The sequence below is a fragment of the Dietzia sp. Alg238-R159 genome, from assembly GCF_900537145.1.
Classification (GTDB): domain Bacteria; phylum Actinomycetota; class Actinomycetes; order Mycobacteriales; family Mycobacteriaceae; genus Dietzia; species Dietzia kunjamensis.
The window spans coordinates 100325-123485 of the sequence record NZ_UNRI01000007.1; the positions used below are offsets into that span (position 1 = coordinate 100325).

Consider the following 23161-nt stretch of genomic DNA (forward strand, 5'->3'; position numbering starts at 1 on the left):
CCCGGTTCGTCCCGGTGCCGCGGACCACAAGACGTCGTCCCACCCAGGTGGGGCCCAGACAAGAAGACGCCCGACCCCGTGCGGCGGCGTGGGTCACCGGTATCCGGTGACGTGATCGCGCCCGGAGTCCGGCCGGAGGAGACACGTGTCGGATCCGAACCTGACAATCGACGACATCAACGCGCTTCCCGAGAGGATGCGCGCGCACGCGGCCGCCAGGGCCGTGGGCATGAGCAGCAGGGAATTCCTGACCGCCATGGCCGGGATCGGCGTGGAGATCAAGAGCGCCCAGTCCGGGGTGACCCGGGAGGTGCTGCTCGACTGGTTCACCAGCCGCGGGCAGGACACGGGGACGGCGCCCGGTGCCGCGCCGGCAGGGGACACCGGTGCCCAGGCGCCGGCGGCCGAGGCGTCCGCGACCGACGCCCCCGCCCGGAAGGCCCCGGCGGACAAGGCGCCTGTGGAAAAGGCCCCCGCGAAGAAGGCCGCCGCCAAGAGGGCGGCCAAGGCGCCCGCCAGGAAGACCGCGGAGAAGACCCCCACCGCAGAGGTGCCCGCCGACCCGGCGTCGGCTGAGGCGACCGCCGCTGGGACAACGCCGGCCGAGACGCCGGCCGAGGCGCCTGCTGCAGAGTCGGCGACGGGCGGGACGGCGGCGACGGAGACCGCTCCCGCGAAGAAGGCGTCCGGCAGGAAGAGCCCGGCGCGCAAGACCACAGCCGAGAAGACCGCCGAGAAGGCCACGGACGCCGAGAAGTCCGCCTCCAGGTCCGCGGAGAAGTCCGGCACGAGGACCGGGACGAAGTCCGTGCAGGGCTCTGCGGACGACTCCGCAGGGACCGGGGGAGCCGGGACGAGCGGCCGGAACCGCCCGGCGCTGCCCGAGATCGCGATCGTCACCGGCGAGGTGGGGTCGGAGGAGTCGGGCAACCGTCGGCGTCGGTCCACCGCGACCCCGTCGTTCTCTCCGCTGTTCCTCTCGCCCGACGAGGCTCCCGCGCAGACGCAGGCGGACACCCGCTCGGGCGACGAGCCCCGCGGCCGCCGGGGCCAGGGCCAGACCCAGGGCCGGGCCCGCACCGAGACCGCCCCCGACACCGCCCCCACCCCTCCCGCCGAGGACGCGCAGGTCGAGCAGGACGGGCAGGAGCAGGGATCCGACGACGGCCGCGCCACGGACCAGTCCGACTCCGGTGACGGCGGGGCCCGTCGTCGCCGTCGGGGCCGTCGTGGGCGTGGGCGCGGGCGCGGCGAGGCCGGCGACGACCAGAACGGCGAGAACACCGGGACCGAGTCGTCGGACGACGGAGACCAGCGCGGCAGCGACCAGCGCGGCAGCGACCAGCGCGACGACGCCCCGGACGAGACCTCCGGCAGCGATGACGGGAGCTCCGACGCCCGTCCCGATTCCGCCGCCGAGACCGACGACCGGTCCGCCGACGACTCCGACGGGCAGTCCGGTCCGGGTGACGCCGACGGTGACGATTCGGACGACTCGGGGAACGGTCCGTCGGGTTCGAGGCGCCGTCGCCGTCGTCGTCGTCGCAGTGGGAGCTCCGGCTCCGACGACACCCAGACGTCCAACGATGACCCGCCCCAGACCGAGGTCCACGAACGCGAGGCCCGCCGTCGCTCCGGACGCGGGGGACAGGGCTCGGGTACGTCGTCCGACGAGGTCCAGGGCATCACCGGCTCCACGCGGCTCGAGGCCAAGCGCCAGCGTCGCCGCGACGGCCGCGAGGCCGGTCGTCGTCGCCAGCCGATCCTCTCCGAGTCCGAGTTCCTCGCCCGCCGCGAGGCCGTGGACCGCGTCATGGTGGTCCGTGAGAAGCAGCGCGGCGACGGCAAGGGCGTCATGACCCAGGTGGGCGTGCTCGAGGACAAGGTTCTCGTGGAGCACTTCGTCACCACCGAATCGGCGCGTTCGATGGTCGGCAACGTCTACCTCGGCCGTGTGCAGAACGTGCTGCCCAGCATGGAGGCGGCGTTCGTCGACATCGGGCGCGGCCGCAACGGCGTCCTGTACGCCGGCGAGGTCAACTGGGAGGCCGCCGGGCTCGGTGGCAAGGCCCGGCGGATCGAGCAGGCGCTCAAGTCCGGCGACATGGTGCTGGTGCAGGTCACCAAGGACCCGATCGGGCAGAAGGGTGCCCGCCTGTCCACGCAGATCTCGCTGGCCGGGCGCTTCCTCGTGTACGTGCCCGACGGCAACTCCACCGGCATCTCGCGCAAGTTGCCCGACACCGAGCGTCGCCGCCTCAAGACGATCCTCAAGGAGGTCGTGCCGGAGGGCTCCGGCGTGATCATCCGCACCGCCGCCGAGGGCGTCAGCGCGGAGGAGATCGGCCGCGACGTCGAGCGCCTGGCCGCCCAGTGGACCGAGATCTCGGAGGCGGCCGCCAAGCGCACCGGCTCCGGGGCCGGCACGCCCGTGGCCCTGTATGAGGAGCCGGACCTGCTGGTCAAGGTCGTCCGCGACCTGTTCAACGAGGACTTCTCCAAGCTCGTCATCCAGGGCGAGACGTCCTGGGACACGGTGCACGACTACGTCTCGCGGGTCGCGCCCGAGATGACGGAGCGCGTGGAGCGGTACGACAACCCGGATGTGGACGTGTTCGCCACCTACCGTGTGGACGAGCAGCTGGCCAAGGCGCTCGACCGCAAGGTGTGGCTGCCCTCCGGCGGCTCCCTGGTGATCGACCGCACCGAGGCGATGACCGTCATCGACGTCAACACCGGCAAGTACACCGGGTCCGGCGGCAACCTCGAGGAGACCGTCACCAAGAACAACCTCGAGGCCGCCGAGGAGATCGTCCGCCAGCTGCGCCTGCGCGACGTCGGCGGGATGGTGATCATCGACTTCATCGACATGGTGCTCGAGTCCAACCGCGACCTCGTGCTGCGGCGCCTCACCGAGGCGCTGGGGCGCGATCGCACCCGCCACCAGGTCTCCGAGGTCACGTCACTGGGGCTGGTGCAGCTCACCCGCAAGAAGCTCGGTACCGGGCTGGTCGAGGCGTTCTCCACCCCGTGCGAGCACTGCCAGGGCCGCGGGCTGATCGTGCACGCGGACCCCCTGCACACCGAGTCGCACAACGCCGACGAGCCCGGTGGCCGCCGCGGCCGTCGCAAGGGTGGCAACGGCAAGGGCTCGGGGGAGTCCGAGGCGCCCGCGCCCAAGCAGGCCGCGCGCAAGGACGGCCCCGCGCCGGCCGCACACCCGGCCGCGCTCGCGATCTCACGGCAGAACGCCGAGGCAGACGCCGACAGCGGCACCGAACCGAACGGCCAGGGTGGCACCCGCACCGACGGGGGCCGTGACACCGACCGGGGCCGTGACGCGGCGCCCGAGACCCGGGCAGCCGGGACAGCGGACGCCGACGCCCGGGGGGCCACCGCCCCCGAGGTCGTGACCGCGCCCGCCGCGGAGGCACCGGCCGCGCCCGCCGCGGAGGCACCGGCCGCGCCGACGCCGGAAACCGCCGAGCCGGACTCGGCGGACGCCGCCGGAACCACGCGGCCGGCGCGTCGCCGCCGGGCAGCGAGGCGGGCCACGAGCAGTGCTCCGGCGCCGACGACCGCGGCCGAGGACGCAGCCGCGGCCGAGGTGACCGACTCCCCGCAGTCCGAGGCCGCCGTGGTGGCAGAGGCGGAGACCGTCGTGGAGCAGGTCTCCACCCCGGGTCCCGACACTGCGGCTCCGGACACGGCGGGTCCGGATACCGGGCCCACGGGTCAGGCCCCGGGCGGGCGCCGCCCCCGCCGGCGGTCCACCCGCCGCGAGGCTGGCGCCGCCGGGACCAACACCGCGCCGCAGGCCGCACCGGCCGATCCGGTCGCGAAGGTCGAGGCCGCGCCCCTGGCGGAAGCGCCCACCACGGTGGTCGCCGAGCCGCGCAGACGGCCCGCGAGGCGACGTGCCACCAGGACGACGACCGCCCCCGCGGGCGACTGACGCACCCGGCCGCGGGCCGGCGGCACGGTCGGTTTGACCTGCTGTGCCGCCGGACCGTAACCTTGACAGGTCGCTCGTCGCGGCGCTATGTCGTGGCGCGAGGAGTCGCGCGACGGGACCGGGAACGGTTCCGGGGCCCGCGACCCTCGACCGACGCGAGTCGGCGAGCAAGAGAGAACACCGCACACCAGGTGTGGTCGCCCCAGGCGGCCGCACACCCGAGAAGCAAGGGGAAGCCCTCGATGTACGCGATCGTCAAGACCGGCGGCAAGCAGTACAAGGTCGCCGAAGGGGACCACGTCAAGGTCGAGAAGATCGAGGGCGAGGCCGGAACCTCCGTGTCGCTGTCCCCGATCCTCGTGGTCGACGGTTCGGCCGTCACCTCCGACGCCGACGCCCTGGCCAAGGTCACCGTCTCCGGCGAGATCGTCGAGCAGACCAAGGGACCGAAGATCCGGATCCACAAGTTCAAGAACAAGACCGGGTACCACAAGCGTCAGGGCCACCGTCAGAAGCTGACGGTCGTCAAGATCACCGGTATCAAGTAATCCATCTCCGGCCGCTCAGGCCACCAGCTCAGCGCCCTCGGGCGTGCTCCCTGAAGGAGGGACTCGGACATGGCAAGTAAGAAGGGCGCATCCAGCACCCGTAACGGTCGTGACTCCAACGCACAGCGCCTCGGCGTCAAGCGGTTCGGCGGCCAGGAGGTCAACGCCGGTGAGATCCTGGTGCGCCAGCGCGGCACCAAGTTCCACCCGGGCGTCAACGTCGGCCGTGGTGGCGACGACACCCTGTTCGCCCTCTCCGCCGGTGCGGTGGAGTTCGGCACCAAGCGCGGTCGCAAGACCGTGAACATCGTGCCGGCCGGCGCCGAGGCCTGAGCCTCCCAGCCGACCACTTTCATGAACAGCCCTCGGGGGCCGGGCGGGGTCGTCAAGACCTCACACCCGGCCCCCGAGAGTATTTGCACCACCCCGCCCGTCACCACCCGTCACCCGGAGGAGTCCCCACCATGTCGAGATTCATCGACCGCGTAGTGCTCCACCTCGCAGCGGGGGACGGCGGCCGCGGCTGCACCTCGGTGCACCGCGAGAAGTTCAAGCCCCTCGGCGGCCCCGACGGCGGCAACGGCGGGCACGGCGGCGACGTCGTCCTCGTCGTGGACCCCCAGGTCCACACCCTGCTCGACTTCCACTTCCGGCCCCACGCCCGCGCGGGCCGGGGCCAGCCGGGTATGGGCGCCAACCGCAACGGTGCCCAGGGCGCCGACCTCGTGTTGTCGGTGCCGCCCGGCACCGTCGTGCTCGACGAGGACGGCGAGGTGCTGGCCGACCTCACCGGCGTCGGCACCCGCTTCGTCGCCGCCGAGGGTGGCAAGGGCGGGCTGGGCAACGCCGCCCTGGCATCCCGGGCCCGCAAGGCCCCCGGCTTCGCGCTGCTCGGCGAGCCCGGCGAGGTCCGCGATCTCACGCTCGAGCTCAAGTCCATGGCCGACGTCGGACTGGTGGGCTTCCCGTCCGCCGGGAAGTCCTCCCTGGTCTCGGTTCTCTCGGCGGCCAAGCCCAAGATCGCCGACTACCCCTTCACCACCCTGGCACCCAACCTCGGCGTGGTCTCGGTCGGCGACGACACCTTCACCATCGCCGACGTCCCCGGCCTCATCCCCGGGGCCAGCGAGGGCCGGGGCCTGGGTCTGGACTTCCTGCGTCACATCGAGCGCACCGCCGTGCTGGCCCACGTGGTGGACTGCGCGAACCTCGAGTCCGACCGGGACCCGATCTCCGACGTGGACGCCCTCGAGGCCGAGCTCGCCGCCTACCGGTCCGAACTCACCGACGCCGGGATCGGCGACCTGGCAGACCGCCCCCGCGTGGTCGTGCTCAACAAGATCGACGTGCCGGACGCCGCCGACATGGCGGAGATGGTGCGCGAGCACTTCGAGGCCAAGGGGTGGCCGGTCTATGCGATCTCCGCGGTGGCCCACAAGGGGTTGGACGAGCTGCGGTACGGCCTGTACGAGTTGATCAAGGCGCACCGTAAGGCCAACCCGCCCGCCGCGCCCGAGCGGATCGTCATCCGCCCCAAGGCGGTGGACGTCGAGGAGTTCCGCGTCCGCCCGGATCCCGCCGACCGCGGCGCGTTCATCGTCACCGGGGCCAAGCCCGAGCGGTGGATCCGTCAGACCGAGTTCGACAACGACGAGGCCGTGGGCTTCCTCGCCGACCGGCTGGCCCGGATCGGGGTCGAGGAGGCGCTCATCAAGGCCGGCGCCACGGAGGGCTGCACCGTCACCATCGGCGACGTCTCGTTCGAGTGGGAGCCGCAGACCCCGGCCGGCGTCGACCTCATGCGCACCGGGCGTGGCACCGACATCCGGCTCGAGTCCGACGAGCGGATCGGCGCCACCGAGCGCAAGTACCGCAAGCGGGTGCGCCGCGGCCTGATCGACCCGGACGAGGAGATCCTGGAGTGACCACGGAGCGGGAGTTGCGCCGTCGTATCGGCGCGGCCCGCCGCGTGGTGGTCAAGATCGGCTCGTCGGCCATCACCAGCTTCCACGGCGGGATCCGGCGGACCGAACTCGACGCACTCGCCGACGTCTGCCAGTCGCGCATGACCGCGGGGTCGGACGTCTTCGTCGTCTCCTCCGGTGCGATCGGCGCCGGCATGGCCCCACTGGGGATGACCACCCGCCCCGGCACCCTGTCCGCGAAGCAGGCCGCGGCCAGCGTCGGCCAGCTCGAGCTGGCGCGCGCGTGGGGCGACTCGTTCGCCCGCTTCGACCGCGTGGTGGGCCAGGTCCTGCTCACGGCCGCCGACATCGGCCGGCGGGACAGTGCCGCCAACGCCCAGCGGACCCTCGATCGCCTGCGCACCCTGCACGCGGTGCCGGTGATCAACGAGAACGACACCGTGGCCACCAACGAGATCCGGTTCGGTGACAACGACCGGCTCGCCGCGTTGGTCGCGCACCTCATCAGCGCCGACGCCCTCATCCTGCTCTCGGACGTCGACGCCCTGTACGACTCCGACCCGCGCAAGGGCGGGGCCAGCGCGGTGACCATGGTCGGCGGCGAGGGCGACCTCGACGGCGTGATCGCCGGTGCCGGCGGTGCCCTGGGGACCGGCGGCATGGCCTCCAAGCTTGCCGCCGCCCGTCTGGCCGCGGACGCGGGCATCCCGGTCCTGCTCACGGCCGCGGAGCTGGCGCCGCAGGCCCTCGCCGCCGACCCGACGGTAGGCACGGTCTTCGCGGCCCGGCCCGAGCGGATGACCGCCCGGCGCTTCTGGGTCCGGCACGCCGCGGACGCCCGCGGGGCGGTCCTGCTGGACGACGGAGCGGTCCGAGCGGTGACCGGCTCGCGACGCTCCCTGCTACTGGCCGGGGTGACCGGGGTGGACGGGCTGTTCCACTTCGGCGACGTCATCGAGATGCACGACGTCGACGGCCGGGTGGTCGCCCGCGGGATCGCCCAGTACGACTCGGTCGAGGTCCGCGCCCGATTGGCGGACCGGGCGGCGGGCGGCACCGGCTCCGGTCAGGGGCGCCCGTTGGTGCACGCCGACGACCTCGTCCCGGTCTGACCAGCGCTGGTCTGACCACCGACCCCGGTCGGCCCGCGCTCAGCCGTCCGTGACGGTCCCCTCGGTGTGGACCGGGGTGACGGTCCCCTCCTCGAGGTTGTAGATCGCGCCGACGATCGCGGTGCGGCCCTCGGTGATCGCGCGGTCGACGGCGGCCGACTTCTGCCGGATCGCGGTGACGGTGTGGCGGACGTTCTCCACCACCACGTCGTCGTACCCGGCGTCCGGGTCGCGCCGCGCCTCGAACACGGCCGGCGAGATCCGCTCGACCACGTCGCGCAGGTAGCCGGACGGGGTGGAGTGCGTGTCGATGGCGGTGATCGTGGCGCCCACCGCACCGCACGAGGTGTGTCCCAGGACCAGGGTCAGCGGGATGTTCAGGGCCTCGATCCCGAACTCGATCGACCCGAGCACCGACGAGTCCACGATGTGGCCGGCGTTGCGGATCACGAACAGGTCGCCGAGCCCCTGGTCGAAGACGACCTCGGCGGGGACGCGGGAGTCCGCGCAGCCGAACACCTGCGCGAACGGATTCTGCTGGCCGGCGAGCTCGGTGCGCCGAGAGGGGTCTTTGTGCTCGTTGAGGTTCTCCCCGGCCACGTAGCGGGCGTTGCCGCGGAGTAGCCGGGCCAGTGCGGTCTCCGGTGTCTTTGCGATCTGCATGGCCCTATTTTGCTCCTCGACGCTCACCCGTGGTGCGGCAGGGCCGCATCTGTCAGCTCGAGGACCTCCACGCAGTCGCCGTCGATCGTCAGGGTGGCCTCGTCGTGCGCGCGGGTGCGGCCGCGGTTGACCACCGCGACGGGCGTGCCGGTGGTCACCGCACGCCGTACGAACCGGTATCCGGAGCGGACGGTCAGGGAGGAGCCGACGACGACGAGGACGTCAGAGGAGTCCACGAGGTCGTTCGCCGCGTGGACACGGGAGGCGGGGACGTTCTCGCCGAAGTAGACGATGTCTGGTTTGAGAACTCCCGAGCAGGCCAGACAATCGACCATGCGGAAGTCCGAGGTCTCGGCCAGGACGGCGTCGGCATCCGGCGCCACCTCGATCGCCCCGCGGGAGGTCACGCGTTCGATGAAGCCGGGGTTGAGGCGTTCGAGCTGTTCGTGCAGCGCCCACCGGCTCTGTCGCAGGCCGCAGTCCAGGCAGATGACCACGGCGTAGGTCCCGTGCAGGTCCACGAGCCGGCGGTTGCCCGCCTTGAGGTGCAACAGGTCCACGTTCTGGGTGATCACCCCGGTGACCAGGCCGCGACGCTCCCAGTCGGCGAGCAGGAGGTGCGCGGCGTTGGGTCGCGCGGCCTCCATGTGCCGCCACCCGAGGTGGTTGCGCGCCCAGTAGTGCCGGCGGAACGTGGGGTCGCGCACGAACTGCTGGAACGTCATCGGGGTCCGACCGGGCGAATCGGGGCCGCGATAGTCGGGGATGCCCGACGGGGTCGAGATGCCGGCGCCGGTGAGCACCACCGCCCGTCGGCCCCGGAGGAGTTCGGCGAGTGCGGCCGCGCGGTCGGGCAGGTCCGGGTCCGCCTCCGTGCGCTCGGCCGGCGTCCAGGCGGTTTCGCGGATCCTGACCATCTAGAGGCCCCCGGGCCCCGAGGGGTCGTGCGCGCACACCACGTCGAGGGTGTCGCGGCGACGCCGGGCCAACCCGGCGAGCCTGGCGTGCGTCAGGGACACCGCGCCCGGTTCCAGGGCCAGGGCGCGTTCCAGGACGGGGATCGGCCTCGGCACGCGACCCGCCGGACCGATCTGCCCCCGGTGGTAGAAGGCGTCCCCGGCGTGGAGGAGGTCCTTGTCGTCGTCACCGCCACCGGGCACGACCACGCCGGCGTGACCCACCGCGTGGCCCGGCAGGTCCACCAGCATCATCCCCTCGGCGACATGGTCCAGGGGGTGCGCCCGGAAGCCCTCCCACCGGTCGGTCCCGTAGGAGTACTCGACGAACCGCGGCCCGTGCGACCACTGGGGGCGGCGGTACCGGCGGCGCTCGACGAACCGCGGCGTGCGCACCGCCCACGTCAGCGCCTGGGCGACGACGTGCACCTGCGCTTCCGGGAAGTCGGCGAGCCCCCCGATGTGGTCGACGTCCATGTGGGTCAGCACGATGTGCCGCACGTCCCGCGGATCCAGGCCCAGCGCCCCGATGCGGTGGACGGCGGTCTCGCCGGTGCGCAGCGCCGGGCGCAGCGCGTGGCGCATCGCCCCGAGGCGTCCGGCCGGGTCGGCGATGTCCTGCAACCCGATCCCGGAATCCACCAGCACGAGCCCGTCCGGGGCCTCCACGAGCAGCACGCGCGTCGGAACGAGGCCCCCCATCGTGCCGCAGTTGAGCTGGTGGATCCGCATGGGAGAAACGGTACCGATCGACGGTAGGGTGCGTGGCATGGCCGCAGGTGGAGTGCTCGATCCACGACCGGTGGTCCGCGTCGAGCGGCAGCGCGACGGGGGCGTGGCCGAGTGGGTCGATCCCGTGGCGGCCGGGGCGGGGCGGTGGCCGTACTCGATCCCGGCGGTGGCCCAGCTGTTGCGCGAGGGACTCGAACTCGACGACCTCACCGTGCTCGTGGGGGAGAACGGCGCCGGCAAGTCGACGATCGTCGAGGCCGTCGCCATGGCGTACGGGCTCGGCGCCGAGGGCGGGTCGGTCAACGGCCGTGACGTCACCTGGGAGTCGGAGTCCCCGCTGCACGACTCACTGCGGCTGGTCCGGGGCGGGGGCGCGCCGAAGTGGGGCTACTTCCTGCGCGCCGAGACCATGCACGGCATGTTCACCTACCTGCAGACCGCGCAGAAGGAGCAGACCTCCGGGCCCGTGGAGCACTTCCACACGCGCAGCCACGGTGAGGCGTTCTGGGACATCGTCACCACCTCGCGGTTCTCCGGCGGCGGGTTGTTCGTGCTGGACGAGCCCGAGGCCGGGCTGTCCTTCGACGCCCAACTCCGACTGGTCGCCCTGCTGCTCGAGCTGGCCGACCGGCGCGGGGCGCAGGTGCTCATGGCCACCCACTCGCCGATCCTCGCCTCGGTGCCCGGCGCCGCGGTGTACGAGCTCTCCGACGCCGGGATGCACCGCACCCGGTGGGAGGATCTGGCGATGGTCGACCACCACCGGCGCTATCTCGACGCGCCGGAACGGTATCTGCGCCACCTGCTGGAGTGACCGGGCACACTGGGGCGCATGAGCCGCTCTGAGTCCCGATCGCACCGCACCACCGGCGAGGCCCGGCCCGTCCACCCCGTCTACCCGGAGTGGCAGCCGCCGTCGGCGTCACGGGCGGCCAACACCGGACCGCTTCCCGCGCCCGAGCCGGGCTTCACCCCGGACGTGATCGTCGTGGGCCACGGGCTCTCCGGGCTCGTCGCCACCCACGAGGCGACCCGCGCGGGCAAGAAGGTGCTCGTGGTGGACCAGGAGAACGAGAAGAACCTCGGCGGTCAGGCGTTCTGGTCGCTGGGCGGCCTCTTCCTGGTCGACACACCCGAGCAGCGGCGGATCGGGATCTCCGACTCGCTCGAGTTGGCGTGGCGGGACTGGCTCGGCTCCGCCGGCTTCGACCGGCCGGAGGACCACTGGCCGCGGCAGTGGGCGCGGGCGTACGTCGAGTTCGCCGCGGGGGAGAAGCGGCGGTACCTCCACGACCTGGGCCTGCGGATCATCCCCACCGTCGGCTGGGCCGAACGCGGCGGCGGCGACGTGGCCGGGCACGGCAACTCCGTCCCGCGCTTCCACGTGACCTGGGGGACCGGGCCCGAGGTGGTGCGGGTGTTCGAGGAACCCGTCCTGGAGGCCGCCCGGGCCGGGCTCGTGCGCTTCGCCGTACGTCACCGGGTGGACGAGATCGTGGTCGAGGACGGTCGCGCCGTCGGAGTGCGAGGAGCGACCCTCGTACCCTGCGACCATGACAGGGGTGTGGTCTCCCCGCGCGAGGAGACCGGCGCGTTCGAGTTCCGGGCCGGGGCGGTGCTCCTCGCCTCCGGCGGTATCGGCGGCAACCCCGACCTCGTTCGTCGGTACTGGCCCACCGACCGGCTCGGCGACGCTCCCGAGCGCCTGATCCTGGGGGTGCCCGAGCACGTGGACGGCCGCATCCTGGAGATCTCCGCGGTGGCCGGGGCCAACCTCATCAACCGGGACAGGATGTGGCACTACACCGAGGGCGTCGAGCACTACGCGCCCGTGTGGCCCTCGCACGCGATCCGCATCATCCCCGGGCCGTCCACCCTGTGGCTGGACGCGAACGGCGACCGGATGCCGGTACCGCTGTTCCCGGGGTTCCACACCACGGCGTCCATCGAGGCCATCCGCCGCACCGGCCGGGACTACTCCTGGTTCATCCTCGACTCCGCCATCGCCGGCAAGGAGTTCATCCTCTCCGGCTCCGAGCAGAACCCCGAGCTGACGGACAAGAGCATCAGGAAGTTCGCCTCCAAGGCCGGCAGCGGACTGCCGCCGTCGATCGCCGAGTTCGCCGAGAAGGGCGTCGACTGGGTGGTCGCGGACACTCTCGAGGAGATGGTCGTCGGCATGAACTCACTGCTGCGCGACGGGGAGCCGGAGCTCGACGTGGAGCGGGTGCGCGAGTTCGTCCTGGCGATGGACGGGCAGATGGACAACCCGTTCGCCAAGGACGCCCAGGTGCAGGCCATCCACAACGCCCGGCGCGTCCTCACCGACAAGCTCACCCGGTTGGCCAAGCCGCACCGGCTGCTCAGGGACTCGGGGCAGGGCACGGGCTCGGCGGCCGGCTCCGGCGGCCCGCTCATCGCGGTCAAGGTGCACCTCATGACCCGCAAGACGCTCGGCGGCATCGAGACGACCCTCGACTCCCAGTGCCTGACCCCCGACGGCGAGCCCTTCCCGGGCCTGTACGCGGCGGGTGAGGTCGCCGGCTTCGGCGGCGGCGGCGTGCACGGGTACAACTCGCTGGAGGGGACGTTCCTCGGCGGGTGCATCTTCTCCGGGCTCAAGGCGGGCCGGGCGATGGCGCGGGAGGCCTGATCGGCGCAGGCGGCCGCGAGGAGCGCACGCTCTCCGCGGCGAGGATCGGTATCGCCGGCGCGGCGGTCGTCGGCGTCGCCTTCGGCATGGCGCGGTACGTCTACGGGCTCACCCTGCCCGACATCCGCCGGGACCTCGGTCTGCCGGAGCTGGTGCTCGGGCTCGTCGCCAGCGCCACGTTCGTCGGCTACCTGGCCGGCCTGCTGCTCGCGGGACCCCTGACGGCCCGGCGTGGACCGCGCGCACCGACCACCGTGGGCGGGGTCTGCGGCGCGCTCGGTGCCGCCATCGTGGTGACCGCCCAGTCGCCGTGGCTGCTCGCGGTGGGCGCGGTTCTGGCCGGCAGCGCGGGCGGCACCTGTCGTTCGGGCGCGGCATCCACTTCTGCCTGGGTGCGGCCCTGGCGCGCATGGAATCCCGCGCCGCACTCGACTTCCTCCTCGATCTCGGCGGGGACCTCGAGATCGACGTCTCGCGGACCGAATGGCACCAGAGTCTTCTGGTCCGTCGCCTCCGGAGCCTCCGACTCACAGTGTGAACCGGACGTCGGCGAACGGGCCCGGCGAGGGCGCTCAGTCGTCGCCGGTCACCACTTCTGTGGAGCCAACCTCGTCCGCCCCGTGCGCCCCGCGCGCCCCCGCCTCGACTCGCCGCTCCCGCGCCTGTCTGCGCCCCCGCAGTACGCCGAGTTCATAGGTGGCCAGGACGATCAGCCACAGGGCCGTGATGGGGATGACGAACCAGAGCATGGCGGCGCTGAACGGATCCAACGCGTCGTGGTCGGCAACCTGCAGCACCACGTAGACGACGTACGCGGCGTAGAAGCCGGTGAAGAGCAGTCCCTCCCACCGCTTGATCGCCATACCGGTGAAGGCGATCGGGAGCAGGGCCAGCGAGACGGCGAGCATGATCGGCAGGTCGAAGCGGACGGCCCCGGGGGCGACGTCGATGGGCGTGATGAGCGAGGTCATCCCGAGAACGGCACCGATGTTGAACATGTTGCTACCGACGATGTTGCCGATGGCCAGGTCCCGTTCGCCGCGGATCGCCGCCACCACGCTCGTGGCGAGCTCCGGCAGCGACGTCCCGACCGCCACCACCGTGAGACCGATGACCAGGTCACTCATTCCCCATGCCGACGCGAGATCACTCGCCGCCGCGACGAGTAGTCGCGCGCCGACCACCAGCAGGGCCACTCCGACGACCACGAAGGCGCTGCTGACCAGAACCGGGTGTGACGACGCGACGCCGGACGACCGCGTCTCGGCGGCACTGGCGCCACCTGCGGCGGCACCACCCGCGCCGTCGACGGCGGCGTCGCCACCACCGGCGCCGTCAGCGACCGGGTCCTCCGGTGCCGCGGCGGCCCGGCCTCCATCCTGCTTGCGCGAGATGACGATCGTCGCCACCACATACGCCACGAGGCCGGCGAACAACAGCAGACCGTCGAGGAAGCTGATCGTGCCGTCGAGTGCCACCAGCAGCGCGACCACCGAGAACAGAACCATGATGGGGATGTCGACGCGCACGATCCGGGACGTCGCCACCAGCGGGGCGACGATCGCTGTCAGGCCCAGGATGAGCAGGATGTTCGCGATGTTGCTGCCCACCACGTTGCCGACGGCCAACCCCGGGTATCCGCTCAGCGCGGCGTCGACGCTCACCGCGAACTCCGGCGCGGAAGTCGCGAAGGCGACGACGGTGAGTCCCACCACCAGCGGGGAGATCCCGAGGGTCGCGGCCAGACCGCCGGCGCCTCTCACCAGCACTTCGCCGCCGCCGATGAGCAGGACGAATCCCACCGCGAGGGCGAGCACCGTGAGGGCGCTCATGACGGGTCCGACCGGATCGTGGTGAACCCCGGCCCGGCCGACGGTGACGGTCTCGTTGCATTACCCATGGGTCGATGATCCCGTGCCGGACTCCAGTCTGTCGATGCGCGGGCGGCGAACCAGCCGGACATCACACCTAGCCGTACATCACACCCAGCCGCACATCACACCTAGCCGGCTGTGGCCACGGCCAGGGGCAGGACGGCGGGGACCCCGGAGGAGCGGAGATGCCGGGCCGCCTCGGTGATCGTCCACCCCGTCCCGAGCAGGTCGGTGACCAGGAGGACGGGGCCCTCGGACGGCGTCGACGGGCCGGAGAACGTGCCCCACAACTGAGCCACGCGGTACGCGGAGTTCTGGGCCGTCACCGCGGGCAGGGCCGGATCGCGGGAGATCTCCCCAAGATGTTCCATGCGACCCATCTGCGCCAGGGCATGGGCGAGAGTGGTGACCAGCTGCGGGTGCTCGCCGGTGAGGAGGGCGGCCACGCCGGTGGGCCGGTCGGCCCAGCCCCACTCGCGGAGGACGGGAATACACGCGCGTGCGAGCCATTCCGGAGCGTCCTGATCGGGCTCGGCGAGCAGGGCGCGCAGCTTCTGGCCCAGGCCGAGATCGGTCAGGCGGGCCAGAGCCCGGCCCTCGGCGGGGCCGTCGGCGATCTTGCCCTTGAGCGGGACATCGAGCTTGGCGAGGCCGGTGGGCCACTGGCGGCGGGGCGGCAGGACCACGCCGGGCCGTTCGAGGGCCTCGCGGGCGCGGGTCAGGGCCCCGGAGTCGACCTCCGTGGTGCGGCGCTGACCCGTGCAGTTGTCGCAGCGACCGCAGCCGTCGGAGGCCGGGTCGAGGGTGGGGTCGTCGAGCTGGCCGCGGAGGAACTCCATGCGGCAGGACCCGGTGCGCTGGTACTCCAGCATCGCCTGCTGCTCGGACTGCCGTGCCTCCGCCAGCCCCGCGTACCGCTCGGCGTCGTAGTGCCACGGCCGCCCGGTGGCCACCCAGCCACCCCGGACGCGCTGGACCGCGCCGTCGACGTCGAGGACCTTGAGCACCATCTCGAGCCGGTTGCGGCCGAGGTCGACGGCGGGTTCGAGCGCCTGCGTGCTCTGCGGTCGATCGGGCTCCAGCGCGTCGAGGACCCGCCGCACCACGTCCTCGGGCGGGAACGCCAGGGAGGCGAAGTGGTTCCAGATCGCGCGGTCCTCGGGCCCGGGAAGCAGGACCACCTCGGCGCGGTCGGCGGCACGTCCGGCGCGGCCGATCTGCTGGTAGTACGAGATGGGGGAGGGCGGGGCACCCAGGTGGACCACGAAGCCCAGGTCCGGCTTGTCGAAGCCCATGCCCAGCGCGGAGGTGGCGACCAGGGCCTTGACCTCGTTGTCGAGCAGCGCGCGCTCCAGCTCCTCGCGTTCACCGGCGTCGGTGCGGCCGGTGTAGGAGCTGACCCGGTGCCCGGCCGAGGTGAGCAGTTCGGCCATGTCCTCGGCCGCCGCGACCGTGAGGCTGTAGATGATGCCGCTGCCCGGCAGCGACTCGAGGTTCTCGACGAGCCAGGCGGCGCGCTTCTCCGAGTCGTCGATATCCACCACCGACAGCCGCAGCGACTCGCGGTCCAGTCCGCCTCGCAGGACGAGGGTGTCCTCCGAGGCGGACTCACCGACCCCGAGCTGCTGCGCGACATCGCGGACCACCCGGTCGTTGGCCGTGGCCGTGGTGGCCAGGACCGGCACGCCCTGGGGCAGATCGGCGAGGAGCGTGCGGATACGCCGGTAGTCCGGCCGGAAGTCGTGACCCCAGTCCGAGACGCAGTGGGCCTCGTCCACCACCACGAGGCCGGCGTCCGCTGCGAGCGCGGGCAGGACCGTGTCCCGGAAGTCGGGGTTGTTGAGACGCTCCGGGCTCACCAGCAGCACGTCGACCTCACCGGCCCGGACCGCCGAGCGGACCTCGTCCCACTCGGTCATGTTGGCCGAGTTGATGGTGGCCGCCCGCACCCCGGCCCGGGCGGCGGACTCGACCTGGTTCCGCATGAGCGCGAGCAACGGCGAGACGATCACGGTGGGGCCCGACCCCAGCTCGCGGAGCAACCGGGCGGCGATGAAGTACACCGCCGACTTGCCCCAGCCGGTGCGCTGGACCACCAGCGCGCGTCGCCGGTCCGCCACCAGGGCCTCGATGGCGACCCACTGGTCCTCGCGCAGGACGGCGCCCGGGCCGGCGAGGGCGCTGAGCAGTTCGTCGGCGCGGGCCCGGAGGGCGGCCCGGTCCCCGGTGGCCGGGTCGTCGGAAGTGGGACGGTCCGCTGTCGAGGTCATGGGCCCATCGTGCCCCACCGCTCCGACAGCTCACCTGCGGAGCGGAGCCCGGGAGCGTTTACTCGGTCCCGTGACCAGTGGTGGGCAGGGAATCGCGGGGCAGGTCGAGCGGGCGACGGACCGACTGTCGCGGCGGCGGGTCGGGGTCGTGATGGCTGCCGGGCCACCGGGCGGCGTCCACACCGCTGCACGCGGGGACACCGGTCGGGGCGCCACGCCGGACGCCCACACGCTCTTCGAGATCGGCTCCGTCACGAAGGTGTTCACCGCCCTGTTGCTGGCCGACGGTGTCATCCGGGGGCAGTGGCGCTTGGACACCCCGGTCCGGGACCTGCTCCCCACCGGCACGGACCTGCCGGGTGGCGACGACGACCCGATCACGTTGCAGCACCTCGCGACCCACACCTCCGGGCTCCCCAGGACGCCCGGCCGGCTGGGGCTCCGGGAGAACCTCGCCTACGTGCGCACGGGTGCGGATCCCTATGTGGACCTCACGGAATCGGACGTCCTCGCCGGACTCCGTGGCCTCCGCCGGCGTCGGCACCCGGGGCAGGACACGCCGAGGTACTCGAATCTCGGCTTCGGCCTTCTCGGCATCGCGATGACCAGCGCGACCGGGGCCGACTTCGGGGCGCTCGTCCGCGACCGGATCTGCGGACCACTGGGCATGCCCGACACCGTGACCGAGGATGAGATGACCGACGAGCAGCGGCGGCGAACGGCCCTCGGGCACCGCAGCCGCCGCCGCGGCGCCGAGCCGTGGCCACTGCGCGGCATGCCGGGCGCGGGAGCGCTGCGCTCCACGGCGGCCGACATGACGCGGTTCCTCGCCGCGCATCTCGATCCGTCGACCACCGACCTCGAGGACGCCGTCCGACTCACGCAGGCCACGCCGCCGTCCGGGCCCGAACGGATGGGGCTCGGGTGGCATCGCGCCGGCCCGGGCACCCTGTGGCACAACGGCGGCACCGGCGGGTTCCGGTCGATCACCGTCGTCGACACCGTCGGCCGGACCCTCGCGGTCACCCTCGTCAACCAGACCAGGGGAGCCGATCTGCCCACCTTCCGCCTCCTCTGCGCCATCGGCTCGTGACCGCCGCGTTCCGCCGGCGCGGCGGCGGCCGCCCTCGTCGTCGTCGTCCTCCGCGACGGATGTCGCTCCCTGCGGCCATACTGGGCCGCATGGCTCAGACATGGAAGCAGATCGTGGAGGCAGACCCCGAGCACTCCCGGCGGTACGCCCGACGGTGGGACGACATGGTGGCCGAGGGAGTGGACATCGACGGCGAGGCGCGGCTGATCGACGCGATGGTCCCGCGCGGTGCCCGGATCCTCGACGTGGGCTGTGGTCAGGGGCGCACCGGCGCCTACCTGCACTCGCGTGGTCACCGTGTCACCGGCGTCGACCTCGACCCCCACCTGATCGAGCGGGCGCGGGAGCTGTGCCCGGAGGCGTCGTGGGAGGTCGCGGACCTGGCGGACGAGGGCTGGCCCCGCGGGCCGTTCGACCTCGCCGTGTCGGCGGGCAACGTCCTGGCCTTCGTCGACCCCGCAGACCGCGGCACCGTGCTGACCAACCTCGCCGCGCGGCTCGCCACGGCGGACGAGGGCACCGAGGGGAGGGCCGGCCGCCTGGTCGTGGGCTTCGGGCTCGACCGGGGCTGGACCCGGGAGGAGTTCGACCGCGACGCCGAACGCGCCGGGCTGCGGGTGCAGCAGCGTTGGTCGACGTGGGACCTGCTGCCGTTCGACGACGACAGCGGCTTCATGGTCACCGTCCTCGTGCGCGGGGACGGGGCCGCCTCGTGAGCCCCGCGGCGTGGACCGTCGACGACCTGCCCGACCCGACCGGGAAGACCATCGTGGTCACGGGCGGCACCAGCGGCATCGGGAAGGAAGCCGCGCGTGAACTCGCGCGCCGGGGCGCCCACGTCGTGCTCCCGTCCATCACCCGCGCCGAGGGGGAGGCGGCGGCCGCGGAGATCGGCGGATCCACCGAGGTCCACGAGCTGGACCTGAGTGACCTGCACGCCGTGCGGGAGTTCGCGAGCTCGTACACGGACCCCGTCGACATCTTGTTGGACAACGCCGGACTGATGAGCAAGACCAGGCGGGAGACCGCCGACGGCTTCGAGCTGCACCTGGGGGTCAACGTCCTCGCGCCCTTCCTGCTCACCGAACTCCTGCTGCCCCGGATCCGGGAGCGGGTGGTGATCACGGCCTCCATGGCCCACGCCAAGGGGCGGATCGACTTCGACGACCCCCATTTCCGACAGCGCCCCTACTCGATGGCGGCGGCGTACGCCCAGTCGAAGCTGGCGTGCATGCTCTGGGGTCTCGACCTGCAGAACCGGCTCACCGCCGCGGGCGCCGCGGTGGACGTACAGCTCGCGCACCCCGGGTTCGCCGCCACCTCGATCCTCGACCCGACCCCGTTCCCGCCGGTCAATGCCGTGCTCAACCTGCTCGGCCGGCGGATCGTCCCCACGGCGGCCGACGGGGCTCGCCCGCTGCTGTACGCGGCGACGGAGGATCTGCCGCCGGCGTCGTACATCGGACCGACGGGTTTCCGACAGATCGCGGGCCCGCCCGGACCCGGTGAGCGATCGGGCCCGGCCGGGGATCCCGATCTGGCCCGCCGATTCCGGGAGTTCGCCGTGCGCGAGACCGGAGCCGTCCCGACTGTCTGACTCGTCCCGGTTCTGACTCGCCGGAAGTGACCCCGCCGGCCGCATCGGTAAGCTGGAACGCATGACAGCCAGCCACCTCGACGCTTCCGACCTCACTGGCCAGACGGACGCCGGGCCCGCCGCGGACCCGACCCGCGACGCCGTCCACGACGCCGCCCGCCGGGCCCGGTCCGCCTCGCGCGAGCTGGCCCTGCTCACCGCGGACCGCAAGAACGCACTGCTGCAGGCCGCCGCCGACGCCCTCGTGGTGGCGGAGTCGACGATCCTCGAGGCCAACGCCCGGGACCTCGCCGAGCAGTCCGAGGCCGGGATGGGCGAGGCCATGCTCGACCGGCTGCGGATCACCGCCGAGCGGATCGAGGGCATCGCCGGCGGCCTGCGTCAGGTGGCCGGTCTGGCGGACCCTGTCGGCACCGTCACGCGTGGCTCGACCCGCCCCAACGGGCTGCAGTTGCGACAGGTCCGGGTCCCGCTCGGGGTGGTCGGGATGATCTACGAGGGTCGCCCCAACGTCACCGTCGACGCGTTCGGGCTCGCCTTCAAGTCGGGCAACGCAGCACTGCTGCGGGGGTCGCGCTCGGCCCGCAACTCCAACGAGGCGCTGGTCGAGGTGCTCCGCGGTGTCCTCGCGGAGCACGGCCTGCCCGTGGACGCGGCCCAGCTCCTGCCGTCCGATGACCGGTCGTCGGTCACGCACCTCATCCAGGCGCGCGGTCTGGTGGACGTCGTCATCCCCCGCGGCGGCGCTGGTCTGATCCAGACCGTGGTGGAGAACGCCAAGGTCCCGGCCATCGAGACCGGCACCGGTAACTGCCACCTCTACATCCATGGAGACGCGGACCTGGACGAGGCCATCAGCCTGCTGCTCAACGGGAAGACGCGTCGCTGCAGCGTCTGCAACGCCACCGAGACGGTGTTGCTCGATTCCGCACTCGGCGACGCGGCCGTGGACCGCGTCGTGGGGGCGTTGAGGTCAGCCGGCGTCACCGTCCACGGTGACCGCGAGGGCCTCGTCCCCGCCGATGACGTCGACTGGGGCGAGGAGTACCTCAGCATGGACATCGCGCTCAAGGTGGTCGACGGGGTGGACGAGGCGATCGAGCACATCGACCGCTGGTCCTCCGGACACACCGAGGCCATCTCCACCCGCAGCATCGACGTGGCCGACCAGTTCTGCGCCCGCGTCGACGCGGCGGCGGTGATGGTCAACGCCTCCACCGCCTGGACCGACGGTGAGATGTTCGGCTTCGGCGCCGAGATCGGTATCTCCACCCAGAAACTCCACGCCCGCGGCCCGATGGGGCTCGAGGAACTGACCAGCACGAAGTGGATCGCCCACGGCAAGGGGCACGTGCGGCCGTAGAGGCACTCGCGCCCGGGCCACCCGCCGGCCCGCCACCGACGACCCCGAACCGAAAAGGACCCACCCGATGGACCGAGCCCGCACCGCCCAGCGACCCGCATTCGAGAGCATCGACCACGTCATCGAGGCCCTCGGTGGACAGGGGTACCTGGCCGACCGATCGACCGCGACGGTGGTCTACCTCGCCGACCGATTGGGCAAGCCGCTGCTCATCGAGGGCCCGGCCGGTGTCGGCAAGACGGAGCTGTCGAAGGCCGTCGCCGCCGCCACGGAGGCCGAACTCATCCGCCTGCAGTGCTACGAGGGCGTGGACGAGGCCCGTGCGCTCTACGAGTGGAACCACGCCAAGCAGATCCTGCGGATCCAGGCCGGTCAGGGCGAGGGGTGGGACTCCACGCGCGACGACGTGTTCGCCGAGGAGTTCCTGCTCTCCCGGCCGTTGCTCACCGCCATCCGGCGCAGCGAGCCCACCGTCCTGCTCGTCGACGAGGTGGACAAGGCCGACATCGAGATCGAGGGGCTGCTGCTGGAGGTCCTCAGCGACTTCGCGGTGACCATCCCCGAGCTCGGGACCATCGAGGCCTCCCGACGCCCGTTCGTGGTGCTGACCTCCAACGCGGCCCGCGAGCTGTCCGAGGCGCTCAAGCGGCGGTGCCTCTACCTGCACCTGGACTTCCCGACCCCCGAGCTGGAGCGCAAGATCCTCGCCTCCCGGGTGCCGGAGCTCGACGACCGGCTGGCCGAGCAGCTCGTGCGCGTGGTGGGCGTCCTGCGCGCGATGGCGCTGAAGAAGGTGCCGAGCGTGTCGGAGACGATCGACTGGGGTCGCACGCTCGTGGCGCTGGGCCTGGACACCATCGACGACGAGGTCGTCCTGCAGACGCTCGGCGTGGTGCTCAAGCACCAGTCCGACCAGCTGCGCGCGGCCGCCGAGCTCCGGCTCAACTAGGGCCGTGGGTGACAGGGAGGTGGGTGGAATGACCGACAGGGCCCCGGGCGGGATGTCCGGTCACCTCGTCGACTTCGTCGACGCATTGCGCCGCAAGGGCATCCCCGTCGGCCCGAGCGAGGCCGTGGACGCCGCCGCGGCGATGGTGCACGTCGACCTGCTCGACCGCGCCGCGCTGCGCGAGGCGCTGGCCTCGACGATCCTGCACAAGTCCACGCACCGTGGGGTGTTCGACCAGCTCTTCGACCTGTGGTTCCCGGCCGCCGTGGGGTCCCACACCGCGGGCGACGCGGTGACGCTCGAGGTGGAGATCCCGACCGACGACGACGGCAAGGTGGATCCGGACGCTCTGAACGAGCTCATCGCGTCGCTCCTGCTCGAGGACACCGAGGAGTCGCGGGCCAAGGCCCGGGCGTTGGCGGAACTCCTGGTCGAGCAGCTGGGCTCCTACGACTCGGTGAACGGACCGCGCTACTCCGCCTACCAGGCACTGAGCCCGCTCGACACCAACTCGATCATGCAGCGGATCCTGGACGGGCTGCTCGGCGCCGACCCCTTCGACCCGGACGGTTCCCAGCGGCACGCCGAGAAGACCGCGGCCGCCAATTCGGCCGCCGACCTGGTCCGTGGCTTCCTGCGGGAGGTCGCCGACGAGACCCGCCGCCGCACCGCCGAGACCGTGGGCCGCGACCGCGTCGCGCAGTACGCGGTGGGGCCCGCGGCCGAACAGGTCGACTTCCTGCGGGCCAACGACCAGGACCTGCAGGCACTGCGCCGCAGGGTGGGTCCGCTGGCCAGGCAACTGGGCAGCCGACTTGCGGCCCGCCGGCGTCGTCACCGGCACGGTGCGATCGACATGCGCAAGACCATGCGCCGGTCCATGTCCACCGGCGGCGTCCCCGTGGAACTGGTGCTGCGCAAGCCCCGCCCGGCCCGTCCGGAGCTGGTCGTGTTGTGCGACGTGTCCGGCTCGGTGGCCGGGTTCAGCCACTTCACCCTCCAGCTGGTGCACTCGCTCCGGGAGCAGTTCTCCCGGGTACGGGTGTTCGCGTTCGTCGACACCACCGACGAGGTGACCTCGTTCTTCGAGACCGGGTCGGACCTCGGATCCGCGATGAGCCGGATGGTCCGCGAGGCCGAGATCGTCACCTATGACGGTCACTCCGACTACGGCCACGCGCTGGCGGGCTTCGCGGACAGGTACGCCCACACCCTGACCAGGACGGGGTCGCTGCTCATCCTGGGAGACGGCCGCAACAACTACCGGGATCCGTCCGTCGAGGCACTCGAGTTCGTCAGCGAGAGGGTCGGACACACCCACTGGCTCAACCCGGAGCCCAAGCGGCAGTGGGGGACCGGCGATTCGGCCGCCAGGCTGTACTCCCAGTACGTCCCCATGCACGAGTGCCGCAACGTCGAACAGCTCACGACGGTCGTCGCGAGCCTGCTCCCCGTGTGAGCGATAGCGGCG

At 72.3% G+C, this 23161-nt stretch carries 19 protein-coding genes and 1 pseudogene; 15 read left to right on the plus strand and 5 right to left on the minus strand.

Annotated elements, in window-relative coordinates:
• The first annotated feature begins 145 nt into the window (after positions 1–145).
• The 5 genes from G6R20_RS14870 to proB all read left to right on the plus strand — a co-directional run bounded on the left by G6R20_RS14870 (position 146) and on the right by proB (position 7540).
• Entirely contained in the window at positions 146–3955 is a 3810-nt protein-coding gene (locus G6R20_RS14870; protein WP_240341495.1) for a ribonuclease E/G, read from the plus strand.
• A gap of 242 nt (positions 3956–4197) precedes the next feature.
• Complete coding sequence (gene rplU, locus G6R20_RS14875; protein ID WP_067719729.1) at positions 4198–4503, plus strand: 50S ribosomal protein L21; 306 nt, start codon at positions 4198–4200, stop codon at positions 4501–4503.
• A gap of 69 nt (positions 4504–4572) precedes the next feature.
• Positions 4573–4836 carry a 50S ribosomal protein L27 gene (gene rpmA, locus G6R20_RS14880; RefSeq protein WP_007626965.1) on the plus strand — a complete coding sequence of 88 codons (264 nt, stop codon included), beginning with the start codon at positions 4573–4575 and terminating at the stop codon, positions 4834–4836.
• Between the two features lie 131 nt (positions 4837–4967).
• Positions 4968–6428, plus strand: a complete 1461-nt coding sequence (obgE, locus tag G6R20_RS14885) for a GTPase ObgE (protein WP_067719726.1) — start codon at positions 4968–4970, stop codon at positions 6426–6428.
• Positions 6425–7540 (plus strand): glutamate 5-kinase, encoded by a 1116-nt coding sequence (gene proB, locus G6R20_RS14890; protein ID WP_163376820.1) that lies wholly within the window; start codon positions 6425–6427, stop codon positions 7538–7540. Before obgE ends, proB begins: the two co-directional genes overlap by 4 nt.
• Before the next feature lie 39 nt (positions 7541–7579).
• On the opposite strand, the gene G6R20_RS14895 is transcribed toward proB, so the two are convergent.
• The 3 genes from G6R20_RS14895 to G6R20_RS14905 are packed head-to-tail and all read right to left on the minus strand — an operon-like array spanning position 7580 to position 9891.
• Complete coding sequence (locus G6R20_RS14895; protein ID WP_067719720.1) at positions 7580–8203, minus strand: carbonic anhydrase; 624 nt, start codon at positions 8201–8203, stop codon at positions 7580–7582.
• A gap of 23 nt (positions 8204–8226) precedes the next feature.
• A complete protein-coding gene (locus G6R20_RS14900) occupies positions 8227–9120 on the minus strand; it encodes a Sir2 family NAD-dependent protein deacetylase (RefSeq protein WP_163376821.1) in 894 nt (297 codons plus the stop codon).
• Positions 9121–9891, minus strand: a complete 771-nt coding sequence (locus tag G6R20_RS14905; RefSeq protein WP_163376822.1) for an MBL fold metallo-hydrolase — start codon at positions 9889–9891, stop codon at positions 9121–9123.
• A gap of 37 nt (positions 9892–9928) precedes the next feature.
• Here G6R20_RS14905 and G6R20_RS14910 point away from each other — a divergent pair, with 37 nt between their 5' ends.
• The 4 genes and pseudogenes from G6R20_RS14910 (at position 9929) to G6R20_RS14925 (ending at position 13082) form a co-directional block, all read left to right on the plus strand.
• Positions 9929–10705: an AAA family ATPase gene (locus G6R20_RS14910; RefSeq protein ID WP_163376823.1), complete on the plus strand. Its 777-nt coding sequence runs from the start codon at positions 9929–9931 to the stop codon at positions 10703–10705.
• A gap of 18 nt (positions 10706–10723) precedes the next feature.
• Positions 10724–12544: an FAD-binding dehydrogenase gene (locus G6R20_RS14915; RefSeq protein WP_205475905.1), complete on the plus strand. Its 1821-nt coding sequence runs from the start codon at positions 10724–10726 to the stop codon at positions 12542–12544.
• Positions 12545–12630: 86 nt separating this feature from the next.
• Positions 12631–12885: pseudogene (locus tag G6R20_RS14920) on the plus strand (MFS transporter); the annotation flags it as partial.
• Positions 12855–13082 (plus strand): hypothetical protein, encoded by a 228-nt coding sequence (locus G6R20_RS14925; RefSeq protein WP_163376824.1) that lies wholly within the window; start codon positions 12855–12857, stop codon positions 13080–13082. The pseudogene G6R20_RS14920 and the gene G6R20_RS14925, both read left to right, overlap by 31 nt.
• Positions 13083–13116: 34 nt before the next feature.
• Here G6R20_RS14925 and G6R20_RS14930 read toward each other — a convergent pair whose 3' ends face one another.
• Together G6R20_RS14930 and G6R20_RS14935 are read right to left on the minus strand one after the other, a co-directional pair.
• A complete protein-coding gene (locus G6R20_RS14930; RefSeq protein WP_163376825.1) occupies positions 13117–14376 on the minus strand; it encodes a calcium/sodium antiporter in 1260 nt (419 codons plus the stop codon).
• 170 nt (positions 14377–14546) lie between these two features.
• Complete coding sequence (locus G6R20_RS14935) at positions 14547–16688, minus strand: ATP-dependent DNA helicase RecQ (protein ID WP_163376826.1); 2142 nt, start codon at positions 16686–16688, stop codon at positions 14547–14549.
• 70 nt (positions 16689–16758) lie between these two features.
• On the opposite strand from G6R20_RS14935, the gene G6R20_RS14940 reads away from it, so the two are divergent.
• The 6 genes from G6R20_RS14940 (at position 16759) to G6R20_RS14965 (ending at position 23149) form a co-directional block, all read left to right on the plus strand.
• A complete protein-coding gene (locus G6R20_RS14940) occupies positions 16759–17781 on the plus strand; it encodes a serine hydrolase domain-containing protein (protein ID WP_163376827.1) in 1023 nt (340 codons plus the stop codon).
• Positions 17782–17870: 89 nt separating this feature from the next.
• Complete coding sequence (locus G6R20_RS14945; RefSeq protein ID WP_163376828.1) at positions 17871–18497, plus strand: class I SAM-dependent methyltransferase; 627 nt, start codon at positions 17871–17873, stop codon at positions 18495–18497.
• On the plus strand, positions 18494–19378 hold the full coding sequence (locus G6R20_RS14950) for an SDR family NAD(P)-dependent oxidoreductase (protein WP_163376829.1): 885 nt from the start codon (positions 18494–18496) through the stop codon (positions 19376–19378). The genes G6R20_RS14945 and G6R20_RS14950 overlap by 4 nt, the downstream gene beginning before the upstream one ends.
• 61 nt (positions 19379–19439) lie before the next feature.
• Positions 19440–20741 (plus strand): glutamate-5-semialdehyde dehydrogenase, encoded by a 1302-nt coding sequence (locus G6R20_RS14955; protein WP_163376830.1) that lies wholly within the window; start codon positions 19440–19442, stop codon positions 20739–20741.
• A 67-nt stretch (positions 20742–20808) separates the two neighbouring features.
• Positions 20809–21690 carry a MoxR family ATPase gene (locus G6R20_RS14960; RefSeq protein WP_096905768.1) on the plus strand — a complete coding sequence of 294 codons (882 nt, stop codon included), beginning with the start codon at positions 20809–20811 and terminating at the stop codon, positions 21688–21690.
• Between the two features lie 28 nt (positions 21691–21718).
• Complete coding sequence (locus G6R20_RS14965) at positions 21719–23149, plus strand: VWA domain-containing protein (RefSeq protein ID WP_120286303.1); 1431 nt, start codon at positions 21719–21721, stop codon at positions 23147–23149.
• The last annotated feature ends 12 nt before the right edge of the window (positions 23150–23161 follow it).

What these genes read in the sequence shown, in the direction of transcription:
- rplU (WP_067719729.1), top strand. Translation starts at nt 4,198, where the DNA reads ATGTACGCGATCGTCAAGACCGGCGGCAAGCAGTACAAGGTCGCCGAA.
- rpmA (WP_007626965.1), top strand. Translation starts at nt 4,573, where the DNA reads ATGGCAAGTAAGAAGGGCGCATCCAGCACCCGTAACGGTCGTGACTCC.
- obgE (WP_067719726.1), top strand. Translation starts at nt 4,968, where the DNA reads ATGTCGAGATTCATCGACCGCGTAGTGCTCCACCTCGCAGCGGGGGAC.
- G6R20_RS14895 (WP_067719720.1), bottom strand. Translation starts at nt 8,203, where the DNA reads ATGCAGATCGCAAAGACACCGGAGACCGCACTGGCCCGGCTACTCCGC.
- G6R20_RS14900 (WP_163376821.1), bottom strand. Translation starts at nt 9,120, where the DNA reads ATGGTCAGGATCCGCGAAACCGCCTGGACGCCGGCCGAGCGCACGGAG.
- G6R20_RS14905 (WP_163376822.1), bottom strand. Translation starts at nt 9,891, where the DNA reads ATGCGGATCCACCAGCTCAACTGCGGCACGATGGGGGGCCTCGTTCCG.
- G6R20_RS14910 (WP_163376823.1), top strand. Translation starts at nt 9,929, where the DNA reads ATGGCCGCAGGTGGAGTGCTCGATCCACGACCGGTGGTCCGCGTCGAG.
- G6R20_RS14915 (WP_205475905.1), top strand. Translation starts at nt 10,724, where the DNA reads ATGAGCCGCTCTGAGTCCCGATCGCACCGCACCACCGGCGAGGCCCGG.
- G6R20_RS14930 (WP_163376825.1), bottom strand. Translation starts at nt 14,376, where the DNA reads ATGAGCGCCCTCACGGTGCTCGCCCTCGCGGTGGGATTCGTCCTGCTC.
- G6R20_RS14935 (WP_163376826.1), bottom strand. Translation starts at nt 16,688, where the DNA reads ATGACCTCGACAGCGGACCGTCCCACTTCCGACGACCCGGCCACCGGG.
- G6R20_RS14945 (WP_163376828.1), top strand. Translation starts at nt 17,871, where the DNA reads ATGGCTCAGACATGGAAGCAGATCGTGGAGGCAGACCCCGAGCACTCC.
- G6R20_RS14955 (WP_163376830.1), top strand. Translation starts at nt 19,440, where the DNA reads ATGACAGCCAGCCACCTCGACGCTTCCGACCTCACTGGCCAGACGGAC.
- G6R20_RS14960 (WP_096905768.1), top strand. Translation starts at nt 20,809, where the DNA reads ATGGACCGAGCCCGCACCGCCCAGCGACCCGCATTCGAGAGCATCGAC.
- G6R20_RS14965 (WP_120286303.1), top strand. Translation starts at nt 21,719, where the DNA reads ATGACCGACAGGGCCCCGGGCGGGATGTCCGGTCACCTCGTCGACTTC.